Source organism: Cylindrospermopsis sp. CR12, assembly GCF_001432185.1.
Classification (GTDB): Bacteria; Cyanobacteriota; Cyanobacteriia; order Cyanobacteriales; family Nostocaceae; genus Raphidiopsis; species Raphidiopsis raciborskii.
In genome coordinates this window covers 87,695-99,760 of record NZ_LMVE01000106.1, presented here as the reverse complement: position 1 = coordinate 99,760, position 12,066 = coordinate 87,695, and the positions used below count along the sequence as shown (strand labels likewise).

At 39.9% G+C, this 12,066-nt stretch carries 10 protein-coding genes; 4 read left to right on the top strand and 6 right to left on the bottom strand.

The genetic code is table 11. The features are described 5' to 3' along the window. The first annotated feature begins 64 nt into the window (after positions 1 to 64). Complete coding sequence (locus ASL19_RS12175) at positions 65 to 685, top strand: hypothetical protein (protein ID WP_006278789.1); 621 nt, start codon at positions 65 to 67, stop codon at positions 683 to 685. 50 nt (positions 686 to 735) lie between these two features. Here ASL19_RS12175 and aspS read toward each other — a convergent pair whose 3' ends face one another. Together aspS and miaB are read right to left on the bottom strand one after the other, a co-directional pair. Then, positions 736 to 2,532 carry an aspartate--tRNA ligase gene (aspS, locus tag ASL19_RS12170; RefSeq protein ID WP_057178551.1) on the bottom strand — a complete coding sequence of 599 codons (1,797 nt, stop codon included), beginning with the start codon at positions 2,530 to 2,532 and terminating at the stop codon, positions 736 to 738. Between the two features lie 113 nt (positions 2,533 to 2,645). Next, on the bottom strand, positions 2,646 to 3,989 hold the full coding sequence (gene miaB, locus ASL19_RS12165) for a tRNA (N6-isopentenyl adenosine(37)-C2)-methylthiotransferase MiaB (protein WP_057178550.1): 1,344 nt from the start codon (positions 3,987 to 3,989) through the stop codon (positions 2,646 to 2,648). Positions 3,990 to 5,238: 1,249 nt separating this feature from the next. On the opposite strand from miaB, the gene ASL19_RS12160 reads away from it, so the two are divergent. After that, positions 5,239 to 7,260 carry an FAD-dependent oxidoreductase gene (locus tag ASL19_RS12160; protein WP_057178549.1) on the top strand — a complete coding sequence of 674 codons (2,022 nt, stop codon included), beginning with the start codon at positions 5,239 to 5,241 and terminating at the stop codon, positions 7,258 to 7,260. A 16-nt stretch (positions 7,261 to 7,276) separates the two neighbouring features. Here the strand turns inward: ASL19_RS12160 and ASL19_RS12155 are convergent, their stop codons facing one another. Continuing rightward, positions 7,277 to 9,646, bottom strand: a complete 2,370-nt coding sequence (locus tag ASL19_RS12155) for a tetratricopeptide repeat protein (RefSeq protein ID WP_057178548.1) — start codon at positions 9,644 to 9,646, stop codon at positions 7,277 to 7,279. A 123-nt stretch (positions 9,647 to 9,769) separates the two neighbouring features. On the opposite strand from ASL19_RS12155, the gene clpS reads away from it, so the two are divergent. Next, a complete protein-coding gene (clpS, locus tag ASL19_RS12150; protein ID WP_006278794.1) occupies positions 9,770 to 10,093 on the top strand; it encodes an ATP-dependent Clp protease adapter ClpS in 324 nt (107 codons plus the stop codon). Between the two features lie 5 nt (positions 10,094 to 10,098). Next, entirely contained in the window at positions 10,099 to 10,395 is a 297-nt protein-coding gene (locus ASL19_RS12145) for a DUF2103 domain-containing protein (protein WP_006278795.1), read from the top strand. A 58-nt stretch (positions 10,396 to 10,453) separates the two neighbouring features. Here ASL19_RS12145 and ASL19_RS12140 read toward each other — a convergent pair whose 3' ends face one another. From ASL19_RS12140 to ASL19_RS12130, 3 genes are all read right to left on the bottom strand, one after another. After that, positions 10,454 to 10,780, bottom strand: coding sequence for a hypothetical protein (locus ASL19_RS12140; protein ID WP_057178547.1), 327 nt, complete (start codon positions 10,778 to 10,780; stop codon positions 10,454 to 10,456). 103 nt (positions 10,781 to 10,883) lie between these two features. Further along, positions 10,884 to 11,318, bottom strand: a complete 435-nt coding sequence (locus ASL19_RS12135; RefSeq protein WP_057178546.1) for a DUF29 domain-containing protein — start codon at positions 11,316 to 11,318, stop codon at positions 10,884 to 10,886. Between the two features lie 54 nt (positions 11,319 to 11,372). Further along, positions 11,373 to 11,858 (bottom strand): molybdenum cofactor biosynthesis protein MoaE, encoded by a 486-nt coding sequence (locus ASL19_RS12130; RefSeq protein ID WP_057178545.1) that lies wholly within the window; start codon positions 11,856 to 11,858, stop codon positions 11,373 to 11,375. Positions 11,859 to 12,066 lie beyond the last annotated feature (208 nt).

Genomic DNA, 12,066 nt, shown 5'->3' with positions numbered 1-12,066 from the left:
TAAACCCGTTTACAAGCTACTGAGTGCTTATGAGGTAATAGAAACATAACGGTTTAGTAGTTTTATGGATAATATACAACGTCCATCAATTCTCAAAGTCGGTGAAACCTATACCTTTCGGAAATACTTTGATTTAAAATTTGCCCCTGGTGACATTTTAAGAGAATTAGGTGCAAATTTAATTAAGAGTAGGATTGACCTACCAACGAGTAAGAATGAGATTACTAGATTGGAGGATTTAAAACAGAGATTAGAAGAAGCAATTCAAATAGTCAATCTCACTAGCGAAGCAGCTAGAAGAGAGGTTTTAATAGCCCCGATTTTATTAGAAATTGCCCACATTACCCGATCCAGCATTAATATAGAATACCCTATAGAAATCAACCAATTTTTGCGGGGAGATTTAGATTACTACCTAAAATCTGAACACCAAATATTGGTTGTGGAAGCCAAACAAGCGGATTTAACTAGAGGTTTTACCCAACTTGCTGTGGAGCTAATTGCTCTAAATGAATGGATATGGAGGACTGAACCTATATTGTACGGAGCAGTAACCACAGGAGAAATTTGGCAATTTGGCAGTTTTCAACCTGAGAGCAAACTGGTTACCCAAGATCTAATGCTATATCGCGTCCCTATGGATTTGGAAATACTCATGAAAGTATTAGTGGGCATCTTAACATAGCCAAAGGCTGTGGGTTTACAGCCTTTTTCTACCCATGTTTAAATAATAGGTCAAAGGCTACTTTCTTTAGGTTTTACAGTGGAATTCACATGAAGTTCTTTTAACTGCTTAATCTCTACCGTTGCAGGTGCATCAGTCAATAAACAGCGAGCTTGTTGGGTTTTAGGAAAAGCGATCACATCACGAATGGACTCTTCCTGAGCTAGTAACATAACTAGTCTATCCACCCCATAAGCGATTCCACCATGGGGAGGTGTGCCATACTCAAAAGCTTCTAAAAGAAAACCAAATTTGTTTCGTGCTTCCTCTGAACTAAGCCCAATAGTCTCAAATACTCGCGCTTGTACTTCTCGTTGATAAATCCTTAAACTTCCTCCACCTACTTCAAATCCATTCAACACTAAATCATAGGCTTGAGCGCGAGCAGTCTTCAAATCATGTAAATCATCCGGGTGAGGAGCGGTAAATGGATGATGTAAAGCTTCTAATCTTTTTTCGTTAGCATTCCATTCAAACATAGGAAATTCCGTAATCCAGAGGAAGTTGATCTTCCCAGGGGGAATTAAGTTAAACTCCCTAGCAATAAACTGACGCAATCTATCTAAAGTCTTATTAACAACAGAAGCATCAGCAGCAGCAAAAAGTAACAAGTGTCCCTCTTTTGCAGCAGTTCTAGTTAAAATTTCTTGTTTTTGTGCTGCCGTTAAATTGTCCTTAATTGCACCAATAGTGTCAATTTCCCCATTGTCCCTAACCCGAATATATGCTAAACCTTTTGCACCAGCTTCTGCTGCTTCCCGAAAAATGTCTCCACCGGGTTTAATCCGTACGTTGGAGATGGCATCATTCCCATGGGGAATAGGTAAGATTTTCACCATACCCCCCCCAGCAACCACATCCCTGAACACCTTGAAACCACAATCTTGGACTACGTCAGAAACATCTACTAGTTCCAAACCATAGCGGGTATCTGGTTTGTCCGTACCATACTTATTCATGGCATCCTGATATCTTAACCGGGGGAAGGGATGGGGTAAGTCAATATCTTGAACGGTTTTGAAAATGTGACAAACTAATTTTTCGTTCAGCTGGATAATTTCCTCTTCTGACATGAAACTCATTTCCATATCCAGTTGGGTAAACTCCGGTTGTCGATCTGCACGCAAATCCTCATCCCGAAAACAGCGAGCAATTTGATAGTACCTATCCATCCCCGACACCATTAATATTTGTTTGAACAACTGCGGGGATTGGGGTAGGGCAAACCATTGACCTTCATTAACCCGACTAGGAAGGATATAGTCCCGAGCACCTTCAGGAGTAGAACGGGTCAAAACAGGAGTTTCTATTTCTATAAAACCCTCCTGGTCTTCTAAATAACGACGCATGGCTTTGACCACTTGATGGCGCAGTTGTATGTTCTTAGCCATCCTTTCCCGTCGTAAGTCCAAATAACGATATTTTAACCGCACGTCCTCCCTCACATTCTCCGTCTCCCCACTGGAAACCTGAAAAGGTAAATTCTTACTAACGGAATTGAGTAGTTCTATATGATCTGCGTATACTTCTACTTCACCCGTGAGCAAACGGGGATTCAGGGATTCAGCTGGACGCTCCGTCACTCTACCAGTGATTTTGAGGACGTATTCGTTGCGTATGCTATTGGCTATTTGATAAGATTCTGGAGTGCGCTGTGGATCGCTTACAACTTGCACAATACCAGAGCGATCGCGCAGGTCTAGGAAAATTACACCTCCATGATCGCGGTGACGGTCTACCCAACCATATAATATTACATTTTCTCCAATATGATGTTTTCGAGGTTCTCCGCAATAGTGAGTTCGCATAGTAAGTTCTTTTTTCGGTCTGAATAAATAAATGTCAAGATTTGCCCATTGTAGATTATAGGCAAAAAGCAGGCAAAGATTTGAGAATATAGATAGTTTGACCTATGAAGATCTTACTCCACCAGTTCACCACTTAAACTAAAAGCGCGAACCTCCTGAATTTGTACCCTGACCATTTTTCCTCTCAGTTGATTGATATCCCCCTGAAAGAAGGCCAGACGGTTTCCCCTGGTTCTACCCATGACCTGGGATTGATCCTTGGGATTTTGATCTTCTACCAATACTTCCTCCATTCTCCCTAGGTAACGCTGCGATCGCTGTGCTGCTTTCACATTAACTAAGTGATTCAATCTTTGCAGGCGATCGCTCTTGATTTCTTCACTCAACTGATTATCCCACAGTGCTGCTGGAGTACCGGGACGGGGTGAGTAAGCAGCAGTATTTAAATGGTCAAATCCAATGTCATCAACCAATTGTAGAGTATTTTCAAACTGTATTTCTGTTTCTCCGGGAAATCCCACAATAGCATCTGCGCTGATAGAAGCATCTGGCATATAGCTACGAATTGTGTTAATGATCCGCCGATATTTCTCTTGAGTATAACCTCGGGACATGGCCTTCAATATTTCATTATCCCCGGACTGGAAGGGAATATGAAAGTGTTCACAAATTTTGGGTAGCTCTGCACATGCTTTAATCAGCCTTTCTGTAAAGTAGCGAGGATGACTAGTAGCAAATCTAATTCTTTCAATACCCGGCACATCGTGGACATAATAGAGTAAATCGGTAAAGGTGTGCAGATGGCGACCTTCAGCGGTTGAACCGGGTAAATCTCTGCCATAAGCATCAATATTTTGACCCAAAAGAGTGATTTCCCGATAACCCTGTTGACCCAGAATTTCCATTTCTCCACGAATAGCTTCAGGGGTACGAGACTGTTCCACACCCCGGACATTAGGGACTACACAATAGGTACAACGTTCATTACAACCGTAAATTACGTTCACCCAAGCAGTTACCCGACTATCACGACGGGGCTGGGTAATATCCTCTAATATGTGTACCTCTTCTGTAGCTACTACTTGATTACCCGCAAAAACCGAATCCAATAAATCCTTCAAGCGGTTAGCATATTGGGGACCCATAACCAAATCTAATTCTGGCACTCGTCGCAACAAAGCCTGGCCTTCTTGTTGTGCCACACAGCCAGCAACAACCAGAGTCAAATCCGGTTCTTGGTGTTTACGTTTAGCCTGTCTACCCAAATAAGAGTAAACCTTTTGTTCTGCATTGTCCCGAATAGTGCAAGTATTGTAGACAATCAGATTAGCATTCTGAGGATTTTCTGACCATTCAAAGCCCATATCTTCCAGTATACCAGCCATGCGCTCTGAGTCAGCTTTATTCATTTGGCAACCGAATGTGGTAATGTGATAACGACGAGGTAAACCATTCATAGTAAATTACGCTTAATCAATATTACTTACTTTGCTTACTTTATAGTAGCGAGGAATTAGCAATTAACCTAATATAACCTTTTCCTAATTATTTAGAATGAGCTATTAGTCTGTAAATCAATCTTCCTCTATCATATATATGATAAATTAGTCAATATATCCTAGGGTAGATATTAACTATATCTTAGGATAGATGAGACAGGGGGGAAAACGTTATATCTTCTACATGAGATATAACTAAGGTCTATTCATAGGGAATACTCTAGTCAGAGCTGGGTTGTTTTAACAATTGCAGTTAATCAATTATCAAATTTCTTGGTTGCATTCCCCCTTGCTTGCAAAAAACATTAATGACTTCAAAATACCTCTAAAAGGTCTCTACCTACATAGAAACTAATTAGGGGTATTTTTATCGATTCTGAATCAGGATTGGTTAATACAAAAATCATCACTTATCATCACTCAATCATATATAGCTGTAGCCATCAAGATTAGGACATAAACTAGTCAACTATAAGAGTTCCCATAATTAAACTGTACTACTAATATTTGATGTTCCCCCCTTCGCGAAAGAGCGATCGCTTGTAGGGAGGCACAATTATTTGTAGGATGGTTTATCCATGCGGGTGTTGGGTTTCATCCTTCAACCCAACCTACATTGTCTTATATTTAATTCCACTCACTACTATTTGATATTCGCGATCGCTTGTAGGTAGGTACAATTATTTATAGGATGGGTTGGGGATGTTTGGTTTCATACTTCAACCCAACCTACATTGTCTTATATTTAATTCCACTCACTAGTATTTGATATTCGCGATCGCTTTTCCTTTTTTGTAAATCACCATCCCGCTGGTCTTTCAATACTACCCACTAATATTTGATATTCCACCCTTCGTGAAAGAGCGATCGCTTGTAGGGAGGGACAATTATTTGTAGTATGGGTTATCCATGCGGGTGTTGGGTTTCATACTTCAACTTCGACCACAGAAAAACTTATCTCAACCCCCTATAAACATAATTTTTTCTTATTATTTACCCCTATATATACATATATAAATAATTTGACCAGGCAATCCCGTGGTTTTTTGGGTTTTCTCAACCCCAACCGAGGAAAATCTATATAGAAGATAAATCCTTTTGCTATTATAGCTTTAGTCAGAACGGTGGGTAAAAGTGAGAGTAGGCGTTTTGACTCATTTTCGGGCTATAAAGCCAAAACAGTTAAGTAGGTTATAAAGCGAATTGCATGAAAAGTAAACAGAAAAAAGCCAATCAAATACTAACAGGTGTTGTTACACTCACCATAGTCTTTTCGCCCAGTTCCGTCCTGGCAAACCCACCGCGAAATCCAGACAAAATCGTCAACTGTGAAATTCTCATTGTAGGTGGTGGACTTTCAGGAATTGCCACAGCTTACGAAAGTTTACTAGCAGGGAACACAGTTTGTTTAACCGAAATAACTGACTGGTTAGGGGGACAAATTTCCGCCCAGGGTACATCAGCGCTAGATGAAAGACCAACCCAACGGATCAAAAGATTTTACTCTCGCGGATATTTAGAATTAAGAGACCGAATTGCAAAAAAATATGGGACAATTAACCCCGGTGACTGTTGGGTAAGCGACTCTTGTTTTCTCCCCGGGGATGGTCATCGGATTCTTTACCAAATGTTGCAAGACGCACAAAACAAAGGAAGAGGAAAATTACACTTTTTTCCCAATACCGTGGTTAAAGATCTAGAGATTTCTCAAAATGGTAAGATCATTAACAGTGCGATCGCAATTCAACATCGACCAGCGAAAAATGCACCACCTCTGAACACCTTCCCCCTATCTCAGACCATAGAGGATTCTTACAGTTATAAAAACTCATCCCAGTTGGATAAAACCATCATTCGCTTTGTTCCCAAAACATCCCCAAAAAGCAAACAATGGTATATTGTGGATACTACTGAAACTGGGGAAATTATTGCTCTAGCAGATGTACCCTATCGTCTGGGAGTGGATCCCATTTCCTATCTGGAACCTTCATCTTCAAGTACCACAGGGGATCCCTATTGTACCCAAGGTTTTACCTACACCTTTGCCATGGAGGCCACAAAAGAGCCACAAAACCAAACCATGCCAGCATTTTATCCCCAATATGCTCCCTATTTTAGCTATGAACTACCCAGACTGGCCAACTTTGATTTAGTTTTCACCTATCGTCGTATTTGGAGTCCCCAAACAGGTCCATGGAGTAGATTTGGGGGAATTAATTTTACCACTCCCACTCCTGGAGATATATCCATGCAGAACTGGACTTGGGGTAATGACTACCGTCCAGGAACAGCCCAGGATAATTTAATTTATACTCGCCAACAGTTACAATCCACAGGTCAATTGAATCCAGGTGGATGGATGGGAGGAATGAGAACGGAAACTCTCCGCAAAGGAGAAGAAAACGCCCTTGCCTATTATTACTGGCTAGTAGCGGGAAATACGGATAGTTTACTGGGTGAAAACATCAAACAACCCCAACCAAATCACATTTTATTAACTGGTTTGAACTCACCCATGGGAACTGAACATGGGTTATCAAAATATCCTTATATGAGGGAGGGAAGAAGAATTATTGGTCGTCCTAGTTGGGGACAACCCCAAGGGTTTAGTATTTGGGAAGTGGATATTTCTCGTCGCAATTATAATGATGAATATTACCGCAAAACCCTGTCACCAGCTATGTATCGTCAGTTGAAAGCAACCCTTGCAGGATTAGAAGCAACTTCTGTAATTACAGGTAAACTACCATCAGATAGGATAGTAAATCGTAGTCGCTCCACAATTTTTCCAGATGCAGTAGGTATCGGACATTATGCTATAGATTTTCATCCTTGTATGGATAAAAGTCCACCAGAAGCACCAGGTAATATAGAACGTCCTGGAGAAAGAAGGGGTGCTGGTTATGCTTATCCTTTTCAAATTGCACTGCGAGCAATGATCCCCCAAAAAATTGATAATTTAATAGTTGGGGGTAAAAGCATTGCTACTAGTCACATCGCTGCTGCTGCTTATCGAGTCCATTCTTTTGAATGGTCTTCCGGTGCTGCTGCTGGGACTGTAGCGAGTTTTGCACTGAGGAAAAATATATTTCCCTATGAGTTGGTTGATAATTTACCGAGATTCGAACCTAAGTTACAGATGCTCAGGAAAATTCTTGACCAGAACGGAAATCCAACTGCTTTTCCTGATACTTCCATTTTTAATCAAAGTTGGGAAGATTGGAGATAGGAGGGATTTTCCAGGTTTAATCACCATGAATTAATTGTTGAAATCTGGGGTCATGGTTGATGTCATCAAAGTCTATATCACCTGCAGCGTCTTCCCTATAACTAGGTTTGTTTTTTATAGCTTGTTGCAAATTGATCAAGGCTAATTCTACATTCTTTTGTAGTGCATAACAAGCTGCTTTGTTATATAAGGCGCTACCGTAGTCTGGGTTGATTTCTAGGGCTTTATTAAAGTTAGTAATTGCTTCCTCGTCTTTTCCTAATCTGACTAATGTATAACCTCTTTTATCCCAAATTTTAAAGGAACTGGGTTGGATTTCTAGTGCTTTATCAAAGGAAAATATGGCCTCTTCGTAATTTTCTAATTCCACCAGGGATAAACCACGATTCAACCAAGCAACACTCTCTTCCGGTTTGATTTCTGTGGCTTTATTAAAACAATTGAAAGCTTCTTGATGTTTACCTAGTTTACCACAGGTAATACCAATGTCAAACCATGCTTGGTAGTGTGCTGGGTTAATTCTAATTACCTGATTGTATGCTCCAATTGCTTCTTTATGTCTTTTGAGTTTATTGAGGATAAAACCACGTTTTAACCAATGTTCTCCCTGGTTGGGTTGAATATTGGTGATTTTTTCATAAATTGACAAAGCATCTTCATAACGGTTTTGTGAAAGCAGCTCTTCTGCTTCTTGAATCCGATGATCAAAATTATCAGGATTATCAACATTGATATTAATATCAGTAATATTATTAACATCAATAGTATTGGTGTCAGTCCCCGGTGGTGATAGCTGTTGTTCCTTTACGGGAGTTTGGGGAGTCATTTGTGATAATTCTTTTAAGGTTTCATACTGGCGATTTTCCGCATCTAGTTGCAATTTTTCTAGTTTATCAACAAATTGAGCCTCTAACTTTTCTAGTTTTGCTAGTCGTGCTATCAAGGTTGTTTTTTGATGATCAAGATCATTTTTAATGTGTGATTTCATAACTGATAGTTCAGAGGTAAACTCTGATATGAACTGGTCAACGGAATGTTGGGAGGTTTGAAAGAATTTGCGCTGACGTTGTTCAGTAGAGTTGTGTAAATCCCCAATTTGCTTCTGGAACTCTAAGCCCAAAGCTTTTAGATTTTCTAATATATTAGTTTTTTGTTCCTCTACATCATTGTGAAGGTTAAAAAGCATCTGTTCAACCTCATCAACAGATTTTTGCCAGTTATCAATTATTTCTCCTTGGCGACTTTCAGTGGTGTTCTTTAGCTGTAGCAAGTAGTGAGAAAATTCGGACTGTGATTTTGCCAAATCGTTGCAAATATCGTCTTTTTGTTTTTGAGCATCAGTTTGTAAATCCGATAATTGTAATTTACTGGCTTGATTTATATCTGATAAACTAGATGTAAAGACATCCATCTTCTGCTGAGCATTGGTTTGTAACTGGGACAAATTACCAATAAAGCTATTTATTTGTTCTTGAGCATTGGTTTGTAACTGGGACAAATTACCAGTAAAGCTATTTATTTGTTCTTGAGCATTGGTTTGTAACTGGGACAAATTACCAGTAAATTCCGACGCATTTTTGGTGATAGCTTCCACAACCTGGGTTTTGTTTTCTAGAGTTTCCAGTGCCAAAATCTCAAACTGCTCAACTAACTGAGAACGACAATTACTAATATCACTAACAGCAGTATCTCGATGATTTTCTATAGATAATTTTATTTCCGAAAACTGGGCAAATAGCTCCGATTCTAGTTTTTTAATATTTTCAATAGTTACCCTTTGCTGTTGCGCAGCAAGAGTCACTTGCTCCAATTGAGTATTCAGCTTAAATTCTAAGCTACTAATATTCTCCTGCGCAGCTGTTACTTCCCTTTCCAACGCAGTTAAAAATTCCTGCTTCGACTTGGGCAAATCAGATAAAAGTACGGATAATTTCCCTCCCTCACCCTCAATAGTCGTTTTCAGGTGATTCACCTTTTGTTCTAACTCCATGGCTAAATCTTGTGAATACTCAATCAAACTAGTTGTCTTTTGATTAGTACCAATTAGCTCCGTCTGCAAGTTTTCTATACTCCCAATTTGTCTCATTGCTCGTCCAACAATATCCCTAATTATGGCCTTTCTTAAAACCCATAGAGTGGCTATTAAACCCACCGCAAACAAACTGAGCAATGTCAACCAAATACTCAAATACGACTGTAGTTGCTTCTGAATCTTAGTTTCTGTCCTAAGTCTACTTAATTCTTCCCTTTCCGCACTTGACAGTACCTGAGCATTTGCAGACAATTCAAACCCTCCAATAGTCAAACTATTACATATCAATAAAGATGACAATAGAACTAGGCTTTTTAATGTTAGTCCGGAAAAAGTGGAGTTTTTGCTGTTCATGATTTCCCTATCTATAATTATTCCTCTCCAGTGGACGGCTAAAATCCTCAGCTCAACCTGTTTCCCAACATTGAATTACACTGGAGAGTTGAAGTGTTTTTTTCAACCGTAGGTTTTTGATTTATGAAAACAAGACCATCTCCCGTTTATGCAATGGCCTCAGCTCCTACTGTCACCCCTGACCAGGGAACTCAAGTAGTTCGCAAACCCTATCCCAATTATAAGGTCATTGTGTTAAATGATGATTTTAATACATTTGAGCATGTGGCTAAATCTTTAATGAAGTATATTCCGGGAATGACCACTGAACAAGCTTGGGAGCTAACTAACCAGGTACACTATGAGGGACAAGCTATTGTTTGGGTAGGACCTCAAGAACAAGCGGAATTATACCACCAACAGCTGCGTCGCGCTGGATTGACTATGGCCCCCCTGGAAGCAGCTTAGCTAATATGAGTAAACTAACAGATGGTAGACTTGTTTGGAATCATTCTACCCATATTCCCGGACTTATTCCTATTTTAGAACGTTTATGTCAACAACATGGCATTACTACTGTAACGCCAGCAGTAATTGGCAGAGTTAAAGGACACGCTCCTAAAATGCAGTTGCGTGTCTCCGTACCAATTCGCGGTGGTTATAAGGTAATTGCACGCCAGGGTAAAACCGTACAGGAAGTGTTTGTGGTTACTAGTTTACCACAGGAAGAATTGGAAAATGCGATCGCGATCGCTATGAAAACTGCATGAGCATTAAGCATCACGAGAGGAGTTCCCAGCACTCCTCTTTTGATCCTTATGATAGCTTTCAATCAATTTCAACTTTATGGACAGCGAACTTATATAGTGGTAGACTCAGGATGCAAGAGAAAGTTAAAAAATATGCCAAGGCCGTAGTAATTCTTAGAGTCATTGTTAAACCTTCCCATTCTGAGCTTATGAGAATTTTTTCACAGGTGAAGGCAATACAATAAACTAACCAGTAGGTAAAGCTCATTCTTAAGAGAACTGCTTCGGTTTCCTCAGTTTCATCTGTTTGCTGTTGACTGTTCCTAAGCAACCATAACCCCATAATACAAGCTATAAAGGAAAGGGCAATGACAAATTGGTGGCAAAAGACATTTGCTAGACACATTTACCTTTGTTCCTATTTCAATCATATTCATACCCGCATTAGTCTAAGGTCATATTCCTGGGGATGACACAAAATAGTAACAAACTGAAATATTTTCCACTTATCATTCACGGGGGTATTCCCGGTCCAAGATTTGCTCAGGTATATAAGGACACTTTTCCGGTAGGTCTAGGTAGTCTAGTGGAGTCTCCCTCACGACTAAATCCTTGCCAGATTCATACCCATCAGCAATTAACTCCAATAAGTAAGGTTTAAGACTAGGGTTTTGACTGAGCAGTTTTTGTACCATGCGTCTTTGTTCGCGAATAGTTGCCCTCCAACTTTTACTGCGTTTTTCAGCTTGGTATTCCCACTTGAGCAAATGACCGATTAAAATGGCTAGGCGATTTTCTAAGTCCCGACGTTCTTGCTTCCCCAATGACTCAATTTCCTCTACTAGGTTAGTAATATCCAATTGTCGAAAATCGCCTTGTTTAAGTAACCTGGACTGTTTTAGGGTCCACCCGTAAAAGTCGGTTTCATAGAGATTGAATCCCATCCTACCCTCCGCAGATCTTTAGGATCTAATTATCCATTCTATCCTATTGCTAAATCAACATTCTTGTTGACACAAGCCAATACTTACCCAAGAGCTAGAACCATCGTGCCAATATTCTTTTTTCCAAATTGGTGCCTGATGTTTAAGGGTATCTATCGCGTACTGACAAGCAGCAAAGGCTTCACCTCGGTGGGGAGATCCTACCGCTACTAGGACGCTAATTTCTCCCACTCTCAATTTGCCAATACGATGATGAATCACTACCCTATTCACATTAGTCCATTTATGACGAATATGGATAGCAATTTGGTAAAACACCTGCAAAGCCATAGGTTCGTAGGCTTGATACTCTAATGCTACTACAGCCTTACCATCGGTTTGATTACGAACAACACCACTCATCAATACAACCGCACCATTGGCCAGGTCTTGAGCAGCAGTGTATATTTCTTCTGGTAATAGGGGAGCTATGGTAATGGCAAAACTGTCTTCCGCTCTGGGTTTAGTCGGTAAATTAACTAAGATTTTCGGGGGGTTCATGTTTTTTAAATGTCTTTTAAACTGCTATACCTAGGGAATTCTAACCTCTTTTCTTCCGATCATTGAAAAAATTGTCCAAATATGGTAGGGTGCGTTACGATTTTATTGCGTTTCGGGATCTTGGCTGAGGTATTGTTATTAACTCCGATTTTTCTTCCTCAAGGGGGATTAATAATACACTTAAAAATACTACTAATTATATAAGTAT

Coding starts and splice junctions, on each gene's coding strand:
- ASL19_RS12160 (WP_057178549.1), top strand. CDS start 5,239: ATGAAAAGTAAACAGAAAAAAGCCAATCAAATACTAACAGGTGTTGTT.
- miaB (WP_057178550.1), bottom strand. CDS start 3,989: ATGAATGGTTTACCTCGTCGTTATCACATTACCACATTCGGTTGCCAA.
- clpS (WP_006278794.1), top strand. CDS start 9,770: ATGAAAACAAGACCATCTCCCGTTTATGCAATGGCCTCAGCTCCTACT.
- ASL19_RS12145 (WP_006278795.1), top strand. CDS start 10,099: ATGAGTAAACTAACAGATGGTAGACTTGTTTGGAATCATTCTACCCAT.
- aspS (WP_057178551.1), bottom strand. CDS start 2,532: ATGCGAACTCACTATTGCGGAGAACCTCGAAAACATCATATTGGAGAA.
- ASL19_RS12135 (WP_057178546.1), bottom strand. CDS start 11,318: ATGGGATTCAATCTCTATGAAACCGACTTTTACGGGTGGACCCTAAAA.
- ASL19_RS12140 (WP_057178547.1), bottom strand. CDS start 10,780: ATGTGTCTAGCAAATGTCTTTTGCCACCAATTTGTCATTGCCCTTTCC.
- ASL19_RS12155 (WP_057178548.1), bottom strand. CDS start 9,646: ATGAACAGCAAAAACTCCACTTTTTCCGGACTAACATTAAAAAGCCTA.
- ASL19_RS12175 (WP_006278789.1), top strand. CDS start 65: ATGGATAATATACAACGTCCATCAATTCTCAAAGTCGGTGAAACCTAT.
- ASL19_RS12130 (WP_057178545.1), bottom strand. CDS start 11,858: ATGAACCCCCCGAAAATCTTAGTTAATTTACCGACTAAACCCAGAGCG.